The following is a 23,456-nucleotide window of genomic DNA, read 5'->3' as shown; positions in this document are numbered from 1 at the left end:
TCTAAAAATAATTATGTCAAAGATTTATACTAAAACTGGTGATAATGGCACCACAGGCCTAATAGGCGGAGAGCGAATTAGCAAGGGAGAATTAAGAATTGAGGCTTATGGGAGCGTTGATGAATTAAATTCTTGGATTGGTTTGCTGAGAGATGTTTCTAAAAATATGGAACGAAGGGTTCTTTTGAAAGAAATTCAAGATAGACTTTTTACCATAGGGGCAGAATTAGCTTCAATTCCAGAGGGTAGAGCAAAAAAACTCCCTGATCTTATTGAGGATGATATTGAACTTTTAGAAAAAGAGATGGACGCTATGAATGAGAAGTTGCCAAGTTTAAGGCATTTCGTGTTGCCCGGTGGTGCTATTAATGTTTCTTATGCTCATTTAGCAAGAACGATCTGCAGAAGGGCTGAAAGATGTGCTATTAGGCTTCATGATGAAGCTGGTTTAGACTTTATACTCATTAAGTATTTAAACAGGCTTTCTGATTATCTGTTTGTGCTTTCTAGACTGATAGGCAAAGAAGAAGATGCCGAGGAGGTCAAATGGATTCCACGAGTTTAGTAGGTGAAGGTGGTTCCGCCACTTTCATAAAGTGAGATGAGGTTAATGCCTAGGGAGTCTGCTTGGTTCTTAAGTTTACTTATTCTGTATTTCGAGTTAGAATCATCTAGAATGATTTGCTTAGGATATGTAGTAAACTGTTTTTCGAGGTCATAAACAGCGTTGTTCGATACTAATATTCTATTGAACTCTTCACTTACTTTGCCACGATAAAACCTTCTTATCCAAAGGTTTTTGGAACTAGCTACTTCAAAAGTATAGCTTGTGTTCTCTTTTTCAGGACTGATGATTTTATAGTTTTGAATTCCTTTATTGTCGTAATAGTTTTTAAGGTGAAAGTCATACGCCCTAGGATTGTTGGCGGTGGTGGAGTCTGTCAAAAACACAGCGGACTTAGCTTGGATAATGCTAATTCCCGATGATTTAGGAATGAAATGATAGGTTAAAGCACGTTGTTTGCTTTGATGAATGTCTTCAGAAATGTTCCAAAATGATAAACCAATTAATAGGGTAAGTCCTACTAAAAAGAACTTGATATCCTTTTTCAGGAAGAATAGAATAATGCAGAATAAGAATAAATAGAGTAGAATTACTTCCGTTTGAGAAATAGAAAAGCCGAGGGCTTTTGATTCAGGAAGAGACGAAATTAGAAAAATGCATTTGTTTAAAATATCCAAAACAAGGTTTAATACCCAGTAAAGTATATCTGATATAAACGGCACTGCGGTGAAAATTAGACTAAAAATACCTACAAAAAGTACTGCGAAACTCATGACTGTTACTATCGGATTAGTCAAAAGGAAGTAGTTTGGGAATTGATGAAAATAGTAGATACTTAATGGGAAAGTGAATAATTGAGCAGCAATGGAAACTATACTTATTTGCCACAGTTTAGCAATGAGCCAGTTTTTGGGTTCGTAAAGTTTATTGAGAAATGGAAATAAATATATAATTCCAAATATGGCTAAATAGGATAATTGAAACCCAACTTCAAATAGCCAGAAAGGCTTAAGCAACAAAAGTAAGAAGGCAGAGCCTGCCAAAACATTGATACTATTTTTGTCTCTATTAAACATTGTTCCAAGTTGAAATAGGCTGAACATTAAAGTGGCTCTGGTTACACTTGGAGACAAGCCAGTGAAAACAGCATACGCCCAAAGTAAAGAGACGGTAAGTAGACCAAAAAGCAAAGGATTTCTTTTTAATGGACTTAAAAGGAAGTTGAGCATCAACATCAATATACCAACATGCAAGCCAGAAACAGCTAAGATATGAACCGCTCCTGCAGTGGCGTAAGCGTCTCTTGTGTCATTATCTAATTCATCTTTGGTTCCTAGTAACATGGCTTCGGCTACCGCTAAACCCGCTTTATTATCTAGCTTTTCTTTGAGGATGCTACCACACTGCTCATTCAGATTATATGACCAAGCCAGAATAGGGTATTTTGCTTTATGGCCTAGTTTGACAAAATCGTCTTTTCTTAGGAAATGATGTGATTGGATACCTCTTCTGTTTTGAAAGGTTTTGTAATTAAACTCGAATGGGTTTTTCGGGCCTTCTATTTCTCGTGGTGAATTATTGATAAGATAAATATCGCCATATTGTGGTTTATCTAGTTCTTTAGTGAAATAGAGTAATATTTCTCCTTTTGAGTCTTTCCAAGTACTGTCTTTTCTTATACTTAGAATCTCGGCAATTGCTTTAAAAGACTTGGGTTTGGTTTCAACGGCTCCATTAACTCTGACCATATAGCCGTCCAAGTTGCTTAAGGAGTCGGTGGCTTGGTTTTTCTTGCTGATTTGTGCTGCTCCAAATCCGAGACAAATTAAAAGTGTATATATTCCAATGCTTTGAAGGATGCCTGCTTTAGTGAAGAAATATCCGATTGTAAAAAGAACGGTGGCACTGGCTAAGGTTAATAGAAAAACCGTTTCGCTTAAGAATTGATATTCGTAAGCGTATATTCCAATAATTAGAAAGAGAACTAAGCGTATGTATGGATAGGCTCTAAGTTCCATTTGGTTTTTATTTTAGTGTGTGGAGTTTTAGCCAACACTAGCCATAACTCTCCTTTTCGTTCGGGAAGTCTCCCGATTTTACATCTTTTATATATCCTGTAAAAGCATTTGTCATTTCTTTATGTAGGTCGGCATAGCGTCTTAAAAAACGCGGACTAAAATCTTTGTTTATGCCTAGCATATCATGAATTACCAAGATTTGACCATCGCAGCCACTTCCTGCACCAATACCAATGGTTGGAATTTCTATAGAAGCAGTCACTTCTTCCGCTAGGCCTCTAGGTATTTTTTCAAGGACTACACCAAAGCAGCCTAGGTCGCTTAAAAGTTTAGCATTTGACTTTAGTAAATCGGCCTCTTCTTCTTCTTTTGCTCTTACTGTATAAGTTCCAAATTTATAAATAGACTGTGGCGTTAAGCCTAAATGACCCATCACCGGAATTCCAGCACTTAGTACTCTGGTTATTGACTCCTCTATTTCTTTGCCACCTTCCATTTTTACTGCATGTGCTCCAGATTCTTTCATGATCTTGATAGCCGATTTTAGAGCCTGCGTGGAGTTTCCTTGATAACTACCGAAAGGCAAATCAACTACCACTAAAGCCCTTTTTACAGCACGTATTACACCTTGAGCATGGTAAATCATTTGGTCTAGTGTAATAGGAAGCGTGGTTTCATGGCCTGCCATTACATTGGAGGCAGAATCGCCCACAAGAATCAGTTCGATGCCAGCAGCATCTACTAAGGCAGCCATAGAATAATCATATGCTGTTAAACAAGCAATCTTATCACCATTGTCTTTCATGTTGCGAAGAATGTTGGTGGTGACTCTTTTAATATCAGAATGTACAGACATGATTATGCTTTAATTATTATTGAAGATTGAAGTTTTTTTTGTGCTTTCCAAATCGAGCTATTTTCTAGCTAGCCAAAGTTCAGGATTCATTTTGGTGAATTGCTGCCAAACTTGGAAATTGATTTCGTATTCTCCGTCCTTTTGCCCTGCTATTCCTATCAGCTGCCCTGCTATTACTTTGTCCTGAAGTTTTACACTAACAGACTTTAAGTTGGCATAAACGGTATAGTAGTCGCCATGCTGAATGGCAATGACATTGTTTAAACCAGGGATTTGAGAGATGTCTAGTACTATCCCGTCAAAAACGGAACTGACTCTTGCGTTTGGCGAAGTTTGAATGTCAACACCATTATTATCAATTTTTATATTCTTCAAAAGAGGGTGGTTTTTAACACCAAATTTATCAGAGATAAAGCCATTTTGAACAGGCCAAGGGAGTCTTTTCTTGTTGTTTTGAAAAGAGGCGGACAAAGCGGTATTTACCACAGCTTCATTTTTAGTGACATTGCTATTAGAAGATTTTCTAATGATAGACGAAATCAAGTTGTCTAACCTCTTAATAGCCTTTTTAGTGTCTTGAATCTCTTTCCTAATCTGTTTTTCTTGCTTTGCTAGTTGGGCTACCGTTAATGACTGCTCTCTTTTTAGCGAAGACAATTTATTGGTTTCACCTTTCTTTTGGGTTAAGACACTCTGTTTCTGCACTTTCTTTTGTGACAAATCCTTTTGTCTAGCTGCAAGAGTTTCCGAAACGGTATTGATTTGAGCCACCTGAATTTTCCTGTTGTCAGTGTATTGTTCTAGGTATTTATATCGCATTACGAGGTCATTAAATGACCTCGCAGAAAAAAGAAAACTTAGCTTATTTAGCTTTCCACTTGATTTGGAAGCTATATAAAGCATTTCGGCATACTCCTTTTTTAATGCGGATAGTTTTTTTTGAAGCTCAGCATTTGCTAGCTCTAACTCGCTAATTTCTGTATTGATAAGGTTGATGTCTTCAGAGAAAAGGTCAATCTGCTTTTGCTGATTTATGATTTGGGTATTTAGAGCTTTAACTTTCCCTAGTGAGGCTTTTTTCTTAGAGCTAGTTTGGTTTAAAACCCTTTCTGCTCGCTTGATGTTTTCGAGGTTAGCCTTTTTTTCTTGTTCTAACTGCTCTCTTGACTTTTGACCCAAAACAGAAAAGCCTACACATAAAAATGTGATTAAGAGGGCTGCCTTTTTGAGATTGAAATTCATATTCAAAATTAAAGCTAATTTTTAAAGAATGTAGTTCCTTTTAAAAGACTATTACACCCTTCTGATAACTTTTAGGAATGGTGTAAGGAAAGCGGAGTTCGCTATCTAAGAATTCAAATTTAGTATGTTTGAAGTCAAGTGTGGAAGTTTTTACCATATCTCCTCTAAAAACATCAATTTTTGCAAAGATTGCATGGGGCACCACGCCACCGCTTACTTCTTGAAAAAAGTCGGAGTATGAAACGCCAAGCTTACTTTTACCTCCTAAATCCTCAGCAAGGACAGTGGTTAGTTTATGACTAACGTTATCAATTTGGTTCTCAATCTTTATGTTCCTTGCTTGTTGAAACAAACTGGTGTACAAGCTATTTAAAACCACTTGGTCCTTGTCTCTTTTGCTAAAAGGCAGGTTACCTATAAGGAGCGACTGTAAAATGCTAAAGTTAAAGTCAAAATTGAACTGCTCGCTTAACTCGGAGATGCTTAGCTCGTAATAATTGCGGTTAATTCTATCTAAAAACTGAATGGAGTCTTGTGTTATAAGACATCTAGCGGCCTCAATTCCCACAGAAACGGAAATCCAAATGACACTATCTTTTTTGATATGTACATTGGCAGGGAAAGATTGCGATAGGTTTTCTGATTGGAAATCAATCTTACTCTTAAGTTTTAGGTATTGAAAATCGGACTCTTGAATTACTAAATCTGCAACACTGGGAACAATTAAGGTAGAGTCAATTCCAGCAATATCTGATTTTGGTAATTCTGCAATGGATTTTTGAATTTTACTTCGCTTGCAGGAAAACTGAACAAATAGAAGAGAAGAGAGAATCAGAAGGCGAACTAAATTAAGGGCCATGAAAAGGGATTATTCTATGTATTTCTGTTCTGAAATTTTTTGGTCAATCGTTTTGCTGTTTTCGCCTAATAACTTGGCCTTTTTCCATTGCTCTAAGGCTTGAGGTTTGTCTCCAAGTTTGTACAAGATATCTCCGTAATGTTCTAAGACAGTTCCGTTGACATCTTTGGCGTAAATCACAGCACTTTCAATAACTTCTTTAGCGTGTAGATAGTTTTCCGCTCTAAATAAAACCCAAGCTCTTGTGTCTAAATAATCGACATTGGAAGGGGAAAGACTTACTAGTCTCTTAGACATTTCTTGGGCTTTTGGGAGGTTTTTGTTTCTTAAAGCCAAGAAATAACTATAGTTGTTTAAAACGGGCAAGTATTCAGGATCCATTTTAAGGGCTTCTTCATAGGCTCTTTCTGAATCATTGTATTGTTTAGCTGCGTTATAAGAATCGCCTAATAAAGATAAGATATGCTTTAAGAGCTCAGGCTTGTCAAACGAGAGATTTCTAGCCTCTTCTAGTGCATAAATAGCTTCTTCATAATCTTTGATTAAAACGTTTCCATACCCAAAGTGATACCAGAAAAAGGCTTGATTCGGGAAGTATTCCGCCGCTTTCCCTGCATCCTTTACTAGATTTTTAAGGTTTTCTGTTTTAGTGTCTAATTCTACAATGGCTAACCAAACTTCAAAAACAGACTTGTCAAACTCTGTAGACTTAACATAATTTTCTCTAGCCTCTTCTAGTCTACCCTTTTTCATAAGAAGATCGCCCATGAAAACATAAGCTCCTGCTAATTCAGGGTCAATGTCAATTAGATTTTGAGTTAAGGAGATAGCGTTGTTAATACTTTCCGTGTCGGGCTTTTCTTCTACTAGTTTTATAAATGAGCCTAGCACTTTAAGTTTTATTTCAGATTCTAATGACGGATTCTCAAAGGCAAGTTCTAAGTGTTCGTGACAGGCATCAATGTCTCCAAAGCGTCTATAGATATCGGCTAATAGTACGTGACCTTCAGCTAAGTTTGGGTCGCTTTTAAGGTGGTTTAAAAGTAGCTTTTCGGCATCAGGTAGTTTCTGATTGCCAATCATTATCTGAGCCTGATTTAGCACATATTCAGGATCCAATGGTTGACTTTCCATAAGTCTATCACCTTCTTTTATGGCTTCATCTACCTTGTTTTGTCTCAAATAAAGCATTTGCTTCCTGTGAGATATTTCTTCGTCAGAGCCAATGTTTTTCTCTACTTGATTGTAGAGCTTTATGGCGGCGTCATATTCCTCTTGTACTATATAAATTTCACTTAAAAGAATATAGGTAGATATGTCTAAAGGATTTTTTCGGATTACCTTTTTGTATAAATCAATGGCACCGTCATAGTCTAAAAGCTGCGTTAAAATATCTGCATAAAACGTTTGATAGTAGGTATTATCTTTTTCTAGGTTTAGCGTTTCTTTTGCAGCTACAGATGCGTCATTCAAGTTATTTAGTTGGAGGTAGGCCTTGCTAAGCATGTGATACATTCCTGCGGTAGGTTCATGCTTTTTAATTACTCCTTCAAATATATTAGCCGATTTAGCATAGTTTTCGGCAATGTATTCTTTCATCCCTTCAATAAAGGAGGCTTCAGCCGAAATGTCTTCGTCGTTTTTTACCACATCTTCAGTTATATCTTGGGCTAAAGACATAAAAGGAGTAAGTATTGAAGTAAGAAAGAAAAGCCTTTTTAACATTAAAGATTTCGTTTTTAGTGAGTTAGCAGAAGCTGTTTAAAGCTTTGCAATAGTTCTGCCAAATCAGAACGCAAAGTACCTCAATTTGTTACAATTAGCCAAAATATGATTTTATAGGCCAGGGAAGGATGAAAATGTCACATTTTTATACAAATTTGTAATAAATATAATTTGTTGAAGACAGCGTTTAGATGGCAAAAAATAGGTATCAGAAAAATAAAAAGGTTTCAGAAGTTAAAAAGGTAGCAAGACCAGTAGCGGAAAAAGAAGCTAGTTTTGAAATTGATCAAAAGTGGGTTTTGCTCATTTTGATGGGGGGTATCTTTTTGTCATATGCTCAAATCTGGTCAAATGGCTTGGTTTGGGATGATGACCCTTATATCACCCTTAATGAGGCGGTTAAAACATTTGACCTTAATTCCCTTTTGACGGGCTTTCATGTTGGTAACTTTCATCCCTTAACCATGCTTTCATTGGCTTTGGAGTACGCGTTAGTGGGCGATAGTCCTTGGTTTTATCATTTTAATAACCTTTGGCTGCATGGCTTAAATAGTTTCTTGGTTTACCTGCTGATTAAGAGGCTAAATAGAAATACTTGGGTAGCTCTTTTAACGGCAGGCTTCTTTGCTTTACATCCTTTGCACGTAGAGTCCGTGGCCTGGGCGGCGGAAAGAAAAGACGTGCTTTATACACTTTTCCTGCTTCTTTCTGTATGGACCTACTTGAAGTATGATGCCGAAAAGAACAAACTTCAATATGGTCTTTCGCTCTTGTTCTTCATTTTGTCATGTTTATCAAAAGGTATGGCAGTAGTTCTGCCAGCTTTATTAATTATTACCGATTGGTGGTTTTTGGGTAAAAAGCTGTCAATTAAAAACTTGTTGGATAAGATTCCGTACTTCATAATCACTTTATCTTTTGCTTATATAGCTACCACTGCACAGAAAGATGCTGGAGCAGATGCGAGCTCAGTTATTTCAGCGGCTTATACTGTTTCTGAAAGAGCTAGAATAGCCTGTTACTCATTTTTATTTTATTGGGTTAAAACACTTGTACCTTATAATTTACTCCCTTTTTATCCTTATCCAGGAAAGCCGAATGGGGCTATTCCAGGTATTTTTAATTTGGCGGCAGCTGCCCTTCCGGTTTTTCTCGGAGTCATGTATTTCTTAGGAAGAAAAGATAAAAGAATCTGGTGGGCGGTGGCCTTTTTCACTATTGCTATTTCTACCGTTTTACAGATTTTACCAGTAGGAAGTGCCATAGTGGCTGATAGGTACTATTACTTGTCTTCCATTGGACCACTCTTTTTGATAAGCTTATTTCTTGGAAATAAAATAGCAGAAGGTGTTTCTTGGAAATATATAAGTTATGGTCTTTTGGGTATTTATGCTGTATTGACTTTTATTCAAGTGCCCCATTGGAAAAATGGTTATACGCTCTTTACGCCAGCTGAAAAGGTTTACCCACAAGATGCCATGGTGCTTAGTAATATTGGTTGGTACCATTTAGGGGAGAAAGACTTTACATTAGCAAAGAAATACCTAACACAAGCTGATAATAATGGTTTTAAGAATGCAGATGTTTGCCGAACCATTGGCTCTATGTATATAGATGAAGGCCAGTATGATTTGGCATTGCCTTATATACAGCGAGCTTATAATTATATGCCTGTTAAGACCAGAACAGACTGGTTAATGGCTTTGGTTTTGAGTAAAACGGATAGGAACGAAGAGGCTTATCAATACGCAAAACTAGCGGCAGAAGCTGAACCTGATAATTTTGACTATATGCATACTTACGGTTCTGTTCTTTCTTCAGTAGGAAGAGGGGAAGAGGCTAGGGCACTTTATGATAAATTGATTTTAGAAAATCCTGATAACCTTGATTTGTTACTAAATCATTCTTTTAGCTATAGACAGGAAGGAAACCTTTCGAAAGAGATAGAGGAATTGGAAGCTTTGATTAAAAAAGCACCTGACTTTTTAGTGGCCTATAAAAATATAGGATTAAGCCTAGCTGAAACGGGTAGGAATGATGAAGCTTTGGCATATTGGGCAAAGGCAGCTGAATTAGACCCTAGTGGCGATTATGAGTATAACATAGGAATTAACCACGCTAACCGAGGCTTAATAAATGATGCCATAGAATGGTATAAAAAGGCGGCACAAAAAGGTAAGCAGGAAGCTATAGATATATTAACGCAGAATGGCGTTGCTTTCTAGCCTATTTGTATTGCTCAATAATTCTGAAAAGAGCTTTTTGGGTCTTTAAGTTTGGGAAGAACGGATAAATTTGCTCGTGAGCATCAAAATCTAAATTCAAACCATCTTGAAGATATTTGTACGCCTCGTTATAGGTGCCGTCATATACTAAATAAACGGTAGCTCTGTAGTAAAGGTCGGCTTCGTCAGGAACCTCTTCAATGGCGTTATAGATAACTTCAAATGCCTTATGGTACTCTTTTTGGTCAAAATAGAGTAAAGACCAATTTAACCATATGTCTATATTTTCAGGGTCAAGATTAGCTGCACGGTTATAGGCTTCAATGCTTGAAGCTACATTTCCTAGTTGAGCTTCTATATCACCTTGAATAAGCCAATAGTCGCTATTTGTTTCATTTATTTTGGTCGCTTTTTTTGCAAAATGAATGGCTTCCATCCATTTTTTCTGCTCAAAAAGCACGGATGCCATACCGTACCAAGCTTCTTCCCAATTTTCTTCTATTTCTGTGGCTTTTTTGAAGTTTTGAAAAGCTCCTAAAAAGTCGCCAAGTTTTTCTAAGCTAGAAGCTAAATAGGTTAATACTTCAGCTGAAGGTTTTTCTAGACTAAGCGTTTTTTCGTAAGACCCTTTTGCTTTTTCATAGTTCTCCTCATTCATGTAATTATGGCCAAGGTTAAACCATCCACTGGCAAAATCCTCCTTTATAACTACAGAAAAATCAAAGGCTCTAATGGCTTCTGGATATTTTTTTAGCCTGCTGTAAGCTAGACCAAGGCAATACCAAGCGTAATGCGAGTATGGCTTTTCGTCAGTTAAGTTTTTGAAATATGGAATACTAGCCTCTAAGGTATTCAAGTATTCTAGGTTATAAATTAGCTCTAAGTAAGCTATTTCGTTGTCATAACCCAGTTTAATAGCCTCTTTGTAATGAAATACGGCCTTTTGAAATTCGCCAATATTTTGAAAAGTTTGAGCTAATTGAAAGTGAATGTCATCTTTTTGGTCAGAGAGGAGCAATGCTCTTTCCAGTAATTCAAGAGCGGTTTGGTGTTCGCCCATCAAATTATAAATAACCCCTTTCATATAGAGTATTTCTGTATCGGCAGGAAAAAAAGTGGCAGCCTTCTCCAGAAGCTCTATGCCCTCTTCATATTCTAGTTCATTGACATGAAGCTGGGTTCTGTTTAAAAGGAGTTCTAAAGAATAAGGATATTGATTTAAGCCTAGTTGACACGCTTTTTTCGCTAAAACCCAATCAGACTTTTCTATGTAAAACTCAGATAGTGATTCGTAGGTATCTTCGTTTAGGTAGTGAGACTCGTCATTAAGAACCATGTCCTCAAATTTCTTTGCGGTTTGGTTAATGCCTTTGTCTCCTACTTCATCAAAATTATCGTTAAATTCAATATTCATTTATAGGCTTCAAGGTTTCGGGTTTTCCTGTGTAACATGAAATTAAAATTATTTATTCTAGCATCACAATTAATTTTAACGAAATGTAATTTTTTACCACTAAAGTGAAACTTAAAACATAAAAATCTAAAAATAAAGTTCATATAATTTGCTTGATGGTACTACCATCTATTTGTTTCGCATAAAATTAGCCTTTGGCAACAGAAAATGACTAGAAATATCCTTTTAATGGAAGGACCAGATTCAAAAGGTTTGGTTTATCACGTTACAAAAGTTCTTTATAAAAATGAGTGCAACATCATCAATCAAGATGAGTATGTGAGCCCTGCTGGCCAGTTTTTTATGAGGACGGAGTTTGAAAGTGAGGAAGGTTTCGATACGGAAAGAGTTATTCCTGACTTGAGAAAAAGGGTGCCAAATGAAGAAATCAAGTTCCGATTAAATCCTAAAAAGAAAAAGGATATAGTTATTCTATGTACTAAAGAGCATCATTGCCTTTCTGATTTACTTACACGCTATCACTTTGGCGAATTAAATGCTAATATCTTGGCAGTGATTAGTAACTATGACTCCCTGAAGCCTTTTGTTGACAAATTTGATATCCCTTTTCATCATGTAAGTCATGTAGGACTTTCCAGAGAGGACCATGAGTTGGCTATAATGAAGGTGGTGCATGACTATCAGCCAGAGTATCTGGTTTTGGCTAAATACATGAGGATTTTGACGCCTTACTTTGTGGCGAAGTTTTCAAACAAGATTGTCAATATTCACCATTCTTTTTTACCAGCATTTATCGGAGCAAATCCATATAAGCAGGCTTTTGACCGTGGTGTTAAGATTATTGGAGCTACAGCTCACTTTGTCAATAACAATTTGGACGAAGGCCCAATCATTGCTCAAGACGTGAAAAAAGTGGACCATCGATTCAGTTCAAAAGACATGTCAAGAGAAGGTAAGGACGTAGAGAAAATGGTACTTACCAAAGCACTAAAATTAGTCTTTAACGACCGCGTCTTTATTTTTGGGAATAAGACAATTATTCTTTAAAAGAAGAATCCTAACCTTAATACTAAAGGGGAGTCATTGCCACCTAAACCTTGTGGAGACACAAATCCTTTTCCATAAGAGTGACCAATGTTATACATGACGGAGATGAAACTTCCGGACTGCTGTCTATTTCCACCTTGGTAAAAACCAAGACCTATTAAGGGTGAGCCTTCCCATTTTCTAGGATATTCTTCTAATCCAGCAGGCAGATTGTTTTGGTCGAAGGAGTAGAATTGGGTTTCTGGGGCATTTATGATTTCATATTCTGCATGAGCAAATATGCTTCGCCAGATTGGCTGACGCACAAATATCCTTGGACCAGCCATAGCAACTCCCGTTCCGTTAGGATTGTAACTGCCTTGATAAATAAATGTGGCCCCTAAACCTGCTATTGTTCCTGCTTCATTTAGTTCATAACCAGCCATAGGAGAGAGGTCGGCGTAGAAAGTACCAAAAAAGCCTAACCAAACGTTCCCACCGTAGTGTAAATTCTCTTTGAAATTAGACTTAGGTTGCTCAAAATAAATGGGCTTATCTTCCTCAGGTTGTGGCATTTCTTGAGAAAAAGCTTGAAAGCCTATAAGGAATACGAATATGGTGATAAGTGATCTTAGCATTAATAATGGTTATTCTGTTGCTAATAACGCAAAATCTTAATGACTTATTGATTTTTTAATACTGAATCTACTTTAGTAGGTAAGCAAAAGGCTTATTTACTAAATAATAAATAAGCCTTTTGTCAACTATTTTAAGAGATTCTTATTCCTTCAAATTGTCTAATATTCTCTGCTTAAGCATATTTGGTATACGCTCTTCTTCCGTAAAACACCACTACGATGAAACATACTAATGGAACAATGAAAGATAAATTCACAGAAGAATTGTCAATAATAGAAGCCTGAACCAATGGCAATAGTGCACCACCACCAATAGCGGCCACTAAACCTGCTGCACCTAACTTGGCATCGTCTCCCACTCCTTTTAGTGCAATACCATAAATAGTTGGGAACATTAAAGACATACAGCCAGAAACACCAACAATGCAATACATGCCTATTTCTCCGCCTACAAATATGACAGGAAGCAATAAGACGATTGCTAATGTGGCTAAAAGCATCAATAAGAAACCAGGCTGCATAAATTTCATTAAGAAGGTGAAGACGAATCTGCTGGCTGCAAAAAGGACTAAAGCGTATATCTGGATACCACTAGACTTTTCTACCGCTTCGGCTTCAATCATGCCAAGGTTCATATAAACCTCTGTGCCGTATTGTACTATGAAAGTCCACATGGCTATTTGAGCACCTACATAAAAAGCTTGTGCTATTACACCTTCTTTATACCTTCCGTTTTTCATTAATCGCTGAAAAGTGCCTTTGATATCTAACCCTTTAGAGGTGTCCGCTTCTTTGTATTCTGGCATTTTATAGATCAAGAACAGTACAAACATGATTATCAGAACTAAACCGATAATGACGTAAGGACCTTTGACTATTTCTAAGTCGGCCATTTTTACTGCGTCAAAGTCGGTAGCAGAAAGTTCGCCACGCTCTTGCGTGCCCATTTTGTTCATTTTTCCTAAAATGAAATTAGTAGCAATGTATGCACCAGTAATAGAACCAATAGGATTAAAAGCTTGAGCTAGATTTAATCTTTGCGTACTGGTTTCTTCTTCTCCCATGGCAAGAATGTATGGGTTGGCACTGGTTTCTAAGAAACTTAAACCACAAGTCATGATAAAATAGGCGACTAAGAAAACTTGGAAAACGCCTAGCTGTGCTGCGGGAATAAATGCCAAACAGCCTAAACCATAAAGAGCAAGTCCTATTAAAAGCCCTTTCTTATAGGAGTATTTTTTGATGAAAATAGCGGCGGGAATAGCCATTAAGCAGTATCCACCATAAAAAGCTACCTGCACAAAGGTGCTGATGGTTTGGCTTTGATTAAAAATGGTACCAAAGGCTTTTACCAAAGGATTGGTAATGTCATTGGCAAAACCCCACAAGGCAAAAAGACTTGTGGTGAGAATAAAAGGGATGATGGGAGTTTTCTTTAGCATTTTATATAAGGGTTGTTAATGCTAAAATAGAAATTCTATTTGACTAGAAAGCTGTTCTCTTATGAATCTGCTCAATTTGCATCAGGAAATGCAAAAGGAGTAATAGAGGACGTGTCTTTGTGTGTAAATTATTTTTCTTTAATTTCTAAATTAGATGGTATTGTCATTTTCCTTAAATGAGAAAATATAGGAATATATTTTATGGTAATTATTATTTTATCCAAATGAAATTAAGAGCACTCAGTTGTATAGTAGTAGCGAGTCATTTACTGATTAATTCGCATGTTAATGCTCAGAAGACTGCACCTTTCTCCTCATCAATTAATTTTGTCAAGAAATATTCCATTAATAATGTCTCAGGAGTAAAATCTAAAAGACTTTATTATCGGGAGGATTTTATTTTATCAATTGACACTTACCTCACTGCGAAAACTGTAAACTTAAAAAATCATGATCTTAACTTAAATTATGGATTAAATATTGGTCGATTTGGCGGTTTCAACAATAAGTCGATTTATGAAAGAGGAAATTCAGGGTGGCTTTTGAACCCTTCAATAAACCTAAACTATAACTTAATTAAGTGGGAAAGGTTTAATTTGGATATTTTATTAAATACTAACTTTTTGATAAATCAAAAAGCTTTAAATAAGGTATCTGAGTTTGAAAAATATCGATTTGTAAATTCTTCAATGGGGCTTTTACTTTCTCTGCCCGGTAGAAGTAATACTATTGCACTTAAAATAGAGAATTCTATTAATGTATTTAGTGTTTTGCCTATTGATAACCCGTCGATAAGTAGAAAAAACTATTGGACAAGTATTGGCTTAAATTACTATTGGAATAAACGAAAGAATAGGACTAAAAAAGTAAAATGAGATTTGTTTTTCACTGTGCGGAAGGAAATATCGTTCTCATGTATTAAGAGATAGAGGGAAATAGAAAGTTATTAGGCTAATTAGAGCGGTTCTAAAAGGAAGTCACTCACCGTCATAACTTCGAAGGCTTTGCTGATGAAGTGATTTTATTGGAAAATGGAATCATAAAAAAAGCCGAAACCCAAAAGGCTTCGGCTTGATATAAACATTTGAGATTCTGCTAAACCCCAGTAAAAGTAAAAGGCGTAATAGCCTTTAGTTCGTATTTTACTTTGTCAGAAATGTCTAAAGACTCTATAAATTCTTTGATTGACTTTTCTGTAATCTTTTCGTTTTTACGCGTTAAGTCTTTCAATGCTTCGTAAGGCTTTGGGAAACCTTCTCTTCTTAATACCGTTTGAATGGCCTCAGCCACTACTGCCCAGTTGTTTTCCAAATCTCTATCGATGGCTTCTTTGTTCAGCTGTAATTTGCCAATTCCTTTTTCTAAGGATTTAAGAGCAATTACGGCATGGCCAATAGGAACACCTACGTTTCTAAGAACAGTAGAGTCCGTCAAGTCTCTTTGAAGTCTTGATATTGGTAATTTTGCTGCAAAGTGCTCTAGTAAAGCATTAGCCACACCTAAGTTTCCTTCTGCATTTTCAAAATCGATAGGGTTTACCTTATGAGGCATGGCCGATGAGCCAATTTCACCTGCTTTGATTTTTTGTTTGAAATACTCCATCATTACATAGGTCCAGATATCTCTTGAGAAATCTATCAATATGTTGTTGATACGTTTCAAAGCGTCAGAATATGCTGCAAAATTATCGTAATGCTCTATTTGTGTCGTCTTCTGGCTTCTGTTAAGGCCAAGAATATTGTTCACAAAGTTATTTCCAAAGGCTACCCAGTCGTGCTCAGGATAGGCTACGTGATGGGCATTGAAGTTTCCTGTGGCTCCGCCAAACTTAGCAGAAAACGGAATACTTTTTAATTGGTCAAACTGTACCGATAATCTTTCAACAAAAACGGCCATTTCTTTTCCTAATCTGGTAGGGGAGGCTGGCTGACCATGTGTTTTTGCTAACATTGAAATGTCTTCCCATTCTTTTGACAGGGCGGAAAGGTTTTCAATGATTCCGTTTATCGCAGGAAAAAGAACTTCTTCCGAAGCATCTTTAAGAGACCATGGAATAGAGGTATTATTAATATCTTGAGAGGTAAGTCCAAAATGAATAAACTCAGAAAACTGAGAAATTTCCATCTTTTCAAACCTTGCTTTTATAAAGTACTCCACGGCTTTTACGTCGTGATTTGTAACTTTTTCGGTCTCTTTAATTTCTAAAGCATCTGCCTCCGAGAAATTGTTATATATGTCTCTAAGAGCAGGGAAGAGTGCTTTGTTGAAGTCTGCCAGCTGTGGCAAAGGCTTTTCACAAAGAGCTATGAAATACTCAATTTCAACTTTTACACGATAGTGAATAAGTCCAAACTCAGAAAAGAAAGGAGCAAGACTCTCCGTATGGCGTCTATATCGACCGTCTACAGGAGAAATGGCCGTAAGGGAATTTAATTGCATGCTATTATTATTAAGTCGCGAAATTACTAAATTGCCAAGAATAACAACCCTAAACTTAAAATTGAAATGGAGACAACCAACTTTATCGGCGAGTTAGTCGGAACATTTATGCTGATACTTTTTGGCGGAGGTGTGAATGCTAATACTTCTTTAGCAAAAACTTATGGAAATAATTCAGGCTGGATTGTGACAGCTACAGGTTGGGGTTTCGGCGTTGCTCTTGCAGTTTTTGTGGCACAAAAATTTGGCAGCGAAGGTGCTCACTTAAACCCTGCTGTAACTATTGGTTTAGCAGTTCATGCTGGCGAGTATGCTAATGTGGCTTCTTTTATTCTTGCTCAGTTCATTGGTGCATTTTTGGGTGCTACTATGGTTTGGCTGATGTATTTACCACACTGGAAAGAAACGGACGACCAGGCAACTAAACTTGGTATTTTTTGTACAGGTCCAGCTGTACCACATACTTTAGGAAATATCTTGAGTGAGGTTATCGGCACATTTGTATTGATAGTAGGTGTGATGTCTATTTACGCAGAAGCTGATTCTGGACTGAAGCCAGTTTTGGTTGGGATTTTAGTTTGGGGCATTGGTCTTTCTTTAGGAGGAGCTACAGGATATGCCATAAATCCAGCCAGAGATTTAGGACCTCGTATAGCCCATGCCGTACTTCCAATTGCAGGAAAAGGTGGGAATAACTGGTCTTACGCATGGATTCCGGTAGTCGGTCCTATTATTGGTTGTATAATCGGGGCATATTTTTTATGTGCTTTTGGACTATAAATTGGTTGATATTATTTAGGAATAAATTATTAATTGTATATTTGACACTTATTATTTCATAACACTAAAAAACATTTGTAATGAGCCATTTGAACCTGACCCTAGGTGACAAAGAATTTTTTCCTTTTATAAAGGAGCCAATTAAGTTTGAAGGAAAAGAATCGGATAACCCGATGGCCTTTAAATTTTATGATGAAAATAGAGTGGTAGCTGGTAAAACCATGCGTGACCACTTGAAGTTTGCTGTAGCTTACTGGCATACGTTCTGCGGAACTGGCGGTGACCCATTTGGTCCTGGAACAAAGGCTTTTCCATGGGATAGCAATGCTAACGCAATGACTGCTGCTCATGAAAAAATGGATGCGGCTTTTGAATTTTTTACTAAGCTAGGTGCTGGCTGGTGGTGTTTCCACGATGTGGATATGTCTCCAGAAGGTAATTCTTTGAAAGAATATGAGAGCAACATGGCCACTATAGTACAATACGCTAAGCAGAAACAAGCTGCTTCTGGTGTAAAGTTACTTTGGGGTACTGCTAACCTTTTCTCAAACCCAAGATACATGAATGGTGCATCTACTAACCCTAATTTTGAGGTTGTAGCTCATTCTGGATTACAAGTAAAAACTTGTATTGACGCTACTATCGAGCTTGGTGGTACTGGATATACTTTTTGGGGTGGTAGAGAAGGATATATGTCTCTTTTGAATACTAATACTAAAAGAGAGTTAGACCACTTAGGTCAGTTTTTAAGAACAGCTTCAGAATACGGAAGAAAGCAAGGCTTTACAGGTAAATATTATATAGAGCCTAAGCCAGCTGAGCCATCTAAGCACCAGTATGATTTTGATGCTCAAACTGTAATTGGCTTTTTGAAAGCTCAAGGTTTAGATAAAGATTTTGCTATAAACGCGGAGGTTAATCACGCTACATTGGCAGGTCATACTTTTGCTCACGAATTACAAATGTCTGCTGATGCTGGCATGTTGGGTTCTATTGATGCTAACCGGGGAGATTACCAAAACGGATGGGACACAGACCAATTCCCAGTGGACCTTTATGAGGTTACGGAGTCTATGTTGGTTATCTTAGAAAATGGAGGATTCACTACTGGTGGAATTAACTTTGATGCTAAGACTAGAAGAAACTCAACAGACTTAGAGGATATTTTCATTGCTCACATTGGTGGAATGGATGTTTTTGCTCGTGCTCTTTTGATTGCGGACAACATTTTGACAAAATCTCCTTACAAGAAATTAAGAGCAGACAGATATGCTTCTTTTGATTCTGGTAATGGGGCTAAGTTTGAAAAAGGTGAATTGAGCCTTGAAGATTTAGCTAAGATTGCTCATGAAGTAGGCGAGCCAGCTCAAATTAGCGGTAAGCAAGAGTACTATGAGATGATTATCAATCAGTACATTTGATACTGCGTTTGGATAAGATTTTAAAGAGGCTGTCTCAAAAGTGTGAGACAGCCTCTTTTTCTTTTTTACCAGATGTTTTTAAGGTCTTCAGCCTTGTATTGATGATTTCTTTCAGCAAAAGTAGTTTTTGAAGGCTTTTTAAGGTTAAGCGAACCACCTCCATTAAACAGTTTCATAAGTAGAGCCACAGGGGTCAATACTAAAAAGAAAATTATAGTAAGGAGGATAGAGCCATTGATTCGGCCAAGTACCTCGGCAAACTTAAGCCAAGCCTTGCTTATTAAGTTTGCAAAAGCAGAAGAGAGCAAGCCAAGAAGTCCAATGACTCCAGCGGCATATAATAAGCCTTGAATATCAAAGATGAAAAAGAGGGCTAGAAAGCCAACTACAATGGAAAGGATAATCTCCGAGTTGTTTTGTTTTTCCATATTAAAAGAGCGTATAAATAAACGGAGCTAGTGATGAACCGCCGCCAATAACAATCAGGACACCGATTAAGAGTAACACCAAGATTACAGGTGCTAACCACCATTTTTTTCTTTCTTTTAGAAAATTGAGTAAGTCTTTTAAAAATTCCATGGTTGTGTTCTTCTTTCCTCAAAAAAGAAGATTTTATAGTTGCCCATTTGAGGTGGGTAAAAGTTTAATCTAAAGTAAATTCTTCTTGCCAATTATCTTTTTCAAGCCATTCTGGTTGTTCCGCTTTGCTAAACAAATGATTTCCTATCACAAGATAGTCCATTTCTGTTCTCATTAGGCATTTATAGGCGTCTAAAGGTGTACAAACAATAGGTTCACCACGAACATTGAAACTTGTGTTTACCACTACTCCTACACCAGTTTCTGCCTTGAAATCTGTTATTAATTGATGATACCTCGGGTTGGTCTCCTTATGGACAGTTTGAATTCTGGCAGAATAGTCAATATGTGTTATCGATGGAAGGTCTGACCTTAGGAAGTAAAGTTTTTCCATTAAAGGCAGTTCATCATAGTTTTCTGGAACTTGATTTCTTCGGCTTTCTTTGACTCCATGCACTAATAGCATGTAAGGGGAGGTAGATTTGCATTCAAAGTATTCTTCCACATCATCGGCTAATACTGAGGGGGCAAAGGGCCTGAAGCCTTCTCTATATTTAATTTTTAGGTTCAGCTTTTTTTGCATTTCCGGATTCCTTGGGTCCGCAAGGATGCTTCTTCCACCAAGAGCTCTAGGTCCAAACTCCATTTTGCCCTGAAACCAACCAATGATGTTTCCTTCACTTATTAGTTTGGCTACTTGCTTTGATATATCATCAAAATTTTCTGAGAAATGATATTTGGCTTTAAATTTCTTAGCCATCAATTCTATATCAAGACCAGAATATTCAGGGCCCAGATAGGAGCCTTTCATGGCATCTAGCTTTGAGGTATCAATAAGCCTTTCTTGTTCAAAAAAGAGATGATGTGCCGCTAATGCAGCTCCCAATGCACCTCCGGCATCGCCAGCGGCAGGTTGTATATAAACATTCTCAAATATCTCTGCATTTTGAAGTTTACCGTTGACTACACAATTGAGTGCTACACCACCAGCAAGTACCAGATTTTTGCTTTTTGTGAGCTTTTGAGCCTCCTTAGCCATAAGGATAACTATTTCTTCAGTAACTTCTTGAATAGCTATGGCTAAATCACAGTGATGTTGTTCTAGGTTCGATTCGGCCGGCCTTTTAGGAAAGCCAAAGAGTGTCTCCCATTTGTCATCATAAACCATTCTGAGTCCTGTGGCATAACTGAAGTACTTTTGATTAAGCCAGATGGAGCCATCTTCGTAAATTTCAATTAACTCTGAGGTAATTGTTTTTTTATAATGTTTTACTTCTTCTGAATTTGAACGGCCATATGGGGCTAGTCCCATAAGTTTGTATTCTCCTGAGTTTACCTTGAAGCCTAAGAAATATGTAAAAGCGGAGTAAAGTAAACCTATAGAATGTGGAAACTTTAACTCTTTTAAAATCTCTATTTCCTTTCCTTTTCCATAACCAATGGATGCTGTAGCCCATTCACCCACTCCGTCTAGTGTCATTATAGCGGCATCTTGATATGGGGAAGGATAAAAAGCACTGGCTGCGTGTGATAAATGATGTTCAGGGAAAAGAAACTTTACTTTTGAACTATCATATTCGCCTATCTGAGAGAGTCCTTTTTTTAATGTTCTTTTCAAAAACATCTTTTCTTTAAGCCAAACAGGAATGGCAGTTAAGAAAGAACGAAGTCCATTTGGAGAAAAGGCATAATAAGTCTCTAAGAGCCTTTCCATTTTTAATAGAGGCTTATCATAAAAGACAATGGCATCAAGGTCTTTTAACTCTAGCCCACTATATTGAAGGCAGTATTTAATAGCATTTTCCGGGAAGCTAGCATCCTGCTTTTTCCTTGTAAACCTTTCTTCTTGGGCTGCGGCGATTATTTCACCATCTTCTATTAAAGCTGCTGCGGAATCATGGTAATAAGCAGACACTCCTAAAATTTTCAACATTGGCTAATTTAAATTAGTCGATTAATTGATTGCAAATAAGGAGAGTTTAGAACGTTGATTGCCTAGCCTTAATATTAAAAAATCTAGTTTTTTATTTTTCGGCTATCTCTATCAAATTAGACGGTTAATATAGGGTCTAATTTTCACTCTTAATCTCAAAATCTGATAAACGAAGATAATAGAATTTAACTAATACGACTCCAGTTAAGTCTTGGAGTTTTTCTTTTGTCGACGAAAGCCTTAATCATAGCGTGCTGCTCCAGTGCCAGTTCTGGGTCTTGGTCTAGAATTTCAAGGGCAGATTCTCTAGCAAACTTTAATATGGCTCCATCAGTAGCTAAATTGGCAATTTTTAAGTCAACTAGTCCACTTTGTTGCGTGCCTGACATGTCTCCCGGCCCTCTAAGTTCTAAGTCAACTTCCGATATTTTAAAACCATCATTTGTTTCTACCATGGTTTCTATTCGCTTTTTAGATTCTCTAGAGAGTTTGAAGTCGGTCATTAAAATGCAGTAAGATTGTTCTGCTCCACGGCCTACTCGTCCTCTTAATTGATGTAATTGGGCTAGTCCAAAACGTTCAGCGTTCTCGATAATCATTAAGCTGGCATTGGGTACATTGACTCCTACTTCTATTACAGTGGTGGCTACCATGATGTCGGTTTCGCCTTTTACAAAACGCTGCATTTCATAGTCCTTGTCTTTGGCTTTCATTTTGCCATGAACTATGCTCAAAGCATTATCAGGAAAAGCTCTTGCTATGCTTTCGTAGCCATCCATCAGGTTTTTAAAGTCCATCTGTTCCGACTCTTCTATAAGTGGGTAAACGATGTAGACTTGCCTTCCTTTCAGTATCTCTTCCCTTATAAATTGAAAAACCTCCAATCTTTTAGAATCATAGCGGTGAACAGTTTTGATAGGTTTTCTACCTGCAGGAAGCTCGTCAATTACCGATACATCCAAGTCACCATAAAGTGTCATGGCTAGTGTTCTTGGAATAGGGGTAGCAGTCATTACCAAAATGTGTGGGTGAATTCGTTTATTCTTATTCCAAAGTTTAGCCCTTTGAGCTACGCCAAAACGATGTTGTTCGTCAATGACGCAAAGGCCGAGGTTTTGAAATTGCACTTTGTCTTCTATCAAAGCATGGGTCCCAATGATAATATTTATGCTTCCATTTAGAAGTCCTTCATGGATGACCGTTCTTTCTTTTTTCTTCGTTGAACCTGTCAATAAGGCTATTTTTAGCCCTATTTCTTCAGCAAAAACTTTTAAACCATGATAATGTTGAATGGCAAGAATTTCTGTAGGAGCCATAAGGCAACACTGAGCATTACAGTCTACAGCCATCAGCATACAAATAAAACTCACGATGGTTTTACCGGAACCCACATCTCCTTGAAGAAGGCGGTTCATTTGCATCTTAGATTTAAAGTCGAAGAAAATTTCTTTAATAACTTTCTTTTGAGCGTTAGTCAATTCAAAAGGAAGGTGGTCGGTATAAAACTTGGTGAGTAATTCTGTTTTTGTAAAGAGGTGCCCTTCAAATTCGTTCTTGCGAAGTAGCTTTTGATTGATTAATGAAAGCTGATTGTAAAAAAGCTCTTCAAACTTTAATCTTCTTAGAGCGTGCCTTACGTGGGAGTAGTTTTTTGGGTGATGAATTAGTTGATAAGCCTGAAAACGCGGTATCATCTTATATTTCACCAATAAGCTTTCTGGTAAGTTCTCTGGGATGTTCGTCCCAATGTCTCTAAGTGCGTTTTGTGTTATTTGACCAATAACCCTGCTGTCAATAAATTTTTTCCGAAGTTTTTCGGTCAAAGAATAAACAGGTTTTAAACCCGTAGGTTTTTCTAAGGCAGGTGTTAGAGCCGTTATTTCTGGATGACTAAAATTAAAAGAATGACCAAATATGGTAGGTTTGCCATAAAGAATATAGTCTGCTCCCGTGACTAATTTCTTCTCCACCCATTTGATGCCTTGAAACCAAATAAGGTCTACAGAGCCAGTTCCGTCGGTAAATTTGGCTACTAAGCGTTCTTTACGACCAGTTCCTGCTTTACTTACGCTCGTTATTTTTCCTTTTAATTGAATATTGTCAAGGTCTTCAGAAAGTGAAGAGATTTGATAGAACTTGCTTCTGTCCTCATATCGGAAGGGATAATGCTCTATAAGTTCGGCATAAGTGAATATTCCCAACTCCGTATTTAGAAGGCTGGCTCTTGTGGTACCAACACCTGGGAGGAAGTCAATTTTTTTGTCTAAAACGGAGTGCATAGAACAAAAATAGAA

At 37.2% G+C, this 23,456-nt stretch carries 19 protein-coding genes; 6 read left to right on the top strand and 13 right to left on the bottom strand.

What is annotated here, in order from left to right; all coding sequences use genetic code 11:
* The first annotated feature begins 13 nt into the window (after window positions 1-13).
* Window positions 14-565, top strand: a complete 552-nt coding sequence (locus tag AC0L6O_RS00295; RefSeq protein WP_473305464.1) for a cob(I)yrinic acid a,c-diamide adenosyltransferase — start codon at window positions 14-16, stop codon at window positions 563-565.
* Here the strand turns inward: AC0L6O_RS00295 and AC0L6O_RS00290 are convergent.
* The 5 genes from AC0L6O_RS00290 to AC0L6O_RS00270 are packed head-to-tail and all read right to left on the bottom strand — an operon-like array spanning window position 562 to window position 7,265.
* A complete protein-coding gene (locus AC0L6O_RS00290; RefSeq protein ID WP_473305463.1) occupies window positions 562-2,583 on the bottom strand; it encodes a ComEC/Rec2 family competence protein in 2,022 nt (673 codons plus the stop codon). The two genes, AC0L6O_RS00295 and AC0L6O_RS00290, sit on opposite strands and share 4 nt — an antisense overlap.
* Window positions 2,584-2,620: 37 nt before the next feature.
* Window positions 2,621-3,439, bottom strand: a complete 819-nt coding sequence (panB, locus tag AC0L6O_RS00285; RefSeq protein WP_473305461.1) for a 3-methyl-2-oxobutanoate hydroxymethyltransferase — start codon at window positions 3,437-3,439, stop codon at window positions 2,621-2,623.
* Window positions 3,440-3,496: 57 nt separating this feature from the next.
* Window positions 3,497-4,681 (bottom strand): murein hydrolase activator EnvC family protein, encoded by a 1,185-nt coding sequence (locus AC0L6O_RS00280; protein WP_473305460.1) that lies wholly within the window; start codon window positions 4,679-4,681, stop codon window positions 3,497-3,499.
* A 40-nt stretch (window positions 4,682-4,721) separates the two neighbouring features.
* A complete protein-coding gene (gene lolB1, locus AC0L6O_RS00275) occupies window positions 4,722-5,540 on the bottom strand; it encodes a lipoprotein insertase outer membrane protein LolB1 (RefSeq protein ID WP_473305459.1) in 819 nt (272 codons plus the stop codon).
* A 9-nt stretch (window positions 5,541-5,549) separates the two neighbouring features.
* Window positions 5,550-7,265: a tetratricopeptide repeat protein gene (locus AC0L6O_RS00270; RefSeq protein ID WP_473305457.1), complete on the bottom strand. Its 1,716-nt coding sequence runs from the start codon at window positions 7,263-7,265 to the stop codon at window positions 5,550-5,552.
* 191 nt (window positions 7,266-7,456) lie between these two features.
* Here AC0L6O_RS00270 and AC0L6O_RS00265 point away from each other — a divergent pair, with 191 nt between their 5' ends.
* Entirely contained in the window at window positions 7,457-9,490 is a 2,034-nt protein-coding gene (locus AC0L6O_RS00265; protein ID WP_473305456.1) for a tetratricopeptide repeat protein, read from the top strand.
* Window position 9,491: 1 nt separating this feature from the next.
* Here the strand turns inward: AC0L6O_RS00265 and AC0L6O_RS00260 are convergent, their stop codons facing one another.
* Window positions 9,492-10,904 (bottom strand): tetratricopeptide repeat protein, encoded by a 1,413-nt coding sequence (locus AC0L6O_RS00260; RefSeq protein WP_473305455.1) that lies wholly within the window; start codon window positions 10,902-10,904, stop codon window positions 9,492-9,494.
* 207 nt (window positions 10,905-11,111) lie between these two features.
* Between AC0L6O_RS00260 and purU the strand changes: the two genes are divergently transcribed.
* The gene (purU, locus tag AC0L6O_RS00255; RefSeq protein ID WP_473305453.1) at window positions 11,112-11,951 is read left to right on the top strand and encodes a formyltetrahydrofolate deformylase; all 840 of its coding nucleotides are present in this window, start codon (window positions 11,112-11,114) and stop codon (window positions 11,949-11,951) included.
* Here purU and AC0L6O_RS00250 read toward each other — a convergent pair.
* Both AC0L6O_RS00250 and fucP read right to left on the bottom strand, forming a co-directional pair.
* Window positions 11,948-12,568 carry a hypothetical protein gene (locus tag AC0L6O_RS00250; protein WP_473305451.1) on the bottom strand — a complete coding sequence of 207 codons (621 nt, stop codon included), beginning with the start codon at window positions 12,566-12,568 and terminating at the stop codon, window positions 11,948-11,950. The genes purU and AC0L6O_RS00250 overlap by 4 nt on opposite strands.
* Before the next feature lie 173 nt (window positions 12,569-12,741).
* Entirely contained in the window at window positions 12,742-14,010 is a 1,269-nt protein-coding gene (gene fucP, locus AC0L6O_RS00245) for an L-fucose:H+ symporter permease (protein WP_473305450.1), read from the bottom strand.
* A 224-nt stretch (window positions 14,011-14,234) separates the two neighbouring features.
* Between fucP and AC0L6O_RS00240 the strand changes: the two genes are divergently transcribed.
* Window positions 14,235-14,885, top strand: a complete 651-nt coding sequence (locus tag AC0L6O_RS00240) for a hypothetical protein (RefSeq protein WP_473305448.1) — start codon at window positions 14,235-14,237, stop codon at window positions 14,883-14,885.
* Between the two features lie 220 nt (window positions 14,886-15,105).
* On the opposite strand, the gene purB is transcribed toward AC0L6O_RS00240, so the two are convergent.
* Window positions 15,106-16,449, bottom strand: a complete 1,344-nt coding sequence (gene purB, locus AC0L6O_RS00235) for an adenylosuccinate lyase (RefSeq protein ID WP_473305446.1) — start codon at window positions 16,447-16,449, stop codon at window positions 15,106-15,108.
* A 66-nt stretch (window positions 16,450-16,515) separates the two neighbouring features.
* Between purB and AC0L6O_RS00230 the strand changes: the two genes are divergently transcribed.
* Both AC0L6O_RS00230 and xylA read left to right on the top strand, forming a co-directional pair.
* The gene (locus AC0L6O_RS00230) at window positions 16,516-17,229 is read left to right on the top strand and encodes an MIP/aquaporin family protein (RefSeq protein ID WP_473305445.1); all 714 of its coding nucleotides are present in this window, start codon (window positions 16,516-16,518) and stop codon (window positions 17,227-17,229) included.
* An 80-nt stretch (window positions 17,230-17,309) separates the two neighbouring features.
* The gene (gene xylA / locus AC0L6O_RS00225; RefSeq protein ID WP_473305443.1) at window positions 17,310-18,650 is read left to right on the top strand and encodes a xylose isomerase; all 1,341 of its coding nucleotides are present in this window, start codon (window positions 17,310-17,312) and stop codon (window positions 18,648-18,650) included.
* Between the two features lie 65 nt (window positions 18,651-18,715).
* On the opposite strand, the gene AC0L6O_RS00220 is transcribed toward xylA, so the two are convergent.
* The 4 genes from AC0L6O_RS00220 to recG all read right to left on the bottom strand — a co-directional run bounded on the left by AC0L6O_RS00220 (window position 18,716) and on the right by recG (window position 23,441).
* Window positions 18,716-19,078 carry an SxtJ family membrane protein gene (locus AC0L6O_RS00220; RefSeq protein WP_473305441.1) on the bottom strand — a complete coding sequence of 121 codons (363 nt, stop codon included), beginning with the start codon at window positions 19,076-19,078 and terminating at the stop codon, window positions 18,716-18,718.
* Window position 19,079: 1 nt separating this feature from the next.
* Window positions 19,080-19,229, bottom strand: a complete 150-nt coding sequence (locus AC0L6O_RS00215) for a DUF5989 family protein (RefSeq protein WP_473305439.1) — start codon at window positions 19,227-19,229, stop codon at window positions 19,080-19,082.
* Between the two features lie 64 nt (window positions 19,230-19,293).
* A complete protein-coding gene (locus AC0L6O_RS00210; RefSeq protein WP_473308486.1) occupies window positions 19,294-21,159 on the bottom strand; it encodes a carbamoyltransferase family protein in 1,866 nt (621 codons plus the stop codon).
* Between the two features lie 188 nt (window positions 21,160-21,347).
* Complete coding sequence (gene recG, locus AC0L6O_RS00205; protein ID WP_473305437.1) at window positions 21,348-23,441, bottom strand: ATP-dependent DNA helicase RecG; 2,094 nt, start codon at window positions 23,439-23,441, stop codon at window positions 21,348-21,350.
* Window positions 23,442-23,456: the final 15 nt, after the last annotated feature.

It is taken from the genome of Arcticibacterium sp. GJ41-1, from assembly GCF_055808875.1.
Note: the sequence above shows the minus strand (reverse complement) of the source record. Positions and strands in the feature narration are given on the sequence as shown.

Bases quoted from the DNA above. Each gene is read 5' to 3' on its own strand.
- AC0L6O_RS00295 (WP_473305464.1), top strand. From the start codon at position 14: ATGTCAAAGATTTATACTAAAACTGGTGATAATGGCACCACAGGCCTA.
- AC0L6O_RS00290 (WP_473305463.1), bottom strand. From the start codon at position 2,583: ATGGAACTTAGAGCCTATCCATACATACGCTTAGTTCTCTTTCTAATT.
- panB (WP_473305461.1), bottom strand. From the start codon at position 3,439: ATGTCTGTACATTCTGATATTAAAAGAGTCACCACCAACATTCTTCGC.
- AC0L6O_RS00280 (WP_473305460.1), bottom strand. From the start codon at position 4,681: ATGAATTTCAATCTCAAAAAGGCAGCCCTCTTAATCACATTTTTATGT.
- lolB1 (WP_473305459.1), bottom strand. From the start codon at position 5,540: ATGGCCCTTAATTTAGTTCGCCTTCTGATTCTCTCTTCTCTTCTATTT.
- AC0L6O_RS00270 (WP_473305457.1), bottom strand. From the start codon at position 7,265: ATGTTAAAAAGGCTTTTCTTTCTTACTTCAATACTTACTCCTTTTATG.
- AC0L6O_RS00265 (WP_473305456.1), top strand. From the start codon at position 7,457: ATGGCAAAAAATAGGTATCAGAAAAATAAAAAGGTTTCAGAAGTTAAA.
- AC0L6O_RS00260 (WP_473305455.1), bottom strand. From the start codon at position 10,904: ATGAATATTGAATTTAACGATAATTTTGATGAAGTAGGAGACAAAGGC.
- purU (WP_473305453.1), top strand. From the start codon at position 11,112: ATGACTAGAAATATCCTTTTAATGGAAGGACCAGATTCAAAAGGTTTG.
- AC0L6O_RS00250 (WP_473305451.1), bottom strand. From the start codon at position 12,568: ATGCTAAGATCACTTATCACCATATTCGTATTCCTTATAGGCTTTCAA.
- fucP (WP_473305450.1), bottom strand. From the start codon at position 14,010: ATGCTAAAGAAAACTCCCATCATCCCTTTTATTCTCACCACAAGTCTT.
- AC0L6O_RS00240 (WP_473305448.1), top strand. From the start codon at position 14,235: ATGAAATTAAGAGCACTCAGTTGTATAGTAGTAGCGAGTCATTTACTG.
- purB (WP_473305446.1), bottom strand. From the start codon at position 16,449: ATGCAATTAAATTCCCTTACGGCCATTTCTCCTGTAGACGGTCGATAT.
- AC0L6O_RS00230 (WP_473305445.1), top strand. From the start codon at position 16,516: ATGGAGACAACCAACTTTATCGGCGAGTTAGTCGGAACATTTATGCTG.
- xylA (WP_473305443.1), top strand. From the start codon at position 17,310: ATGAGCCATTTGAACCTGACCCTAGGTGACAAAGAATTTTTTCCTTTT.
- AC0L6O_RS00220 (WP_473305441.1), bottom strand. From the start codon at position 19,078: ATGGAAAAACAAAACAACTCGGAGATTATCCTTTCCATTGTAGTTGGC.
- AC0L6O_RS00215 (WP_473305439.1), bottom strand. From the start codon at position 19,229: ATGGAATTTTTAAAAGACTTACTCAATTTTCTAAAAGAAAGAAAAAAA.
- recG (WP_473305437.1), bottom strand. From the start codon at position 23,441: ATGCACTCCGTTTTAGACAAAAAAATTGACTTCCTCCCAGGTGTTGGT.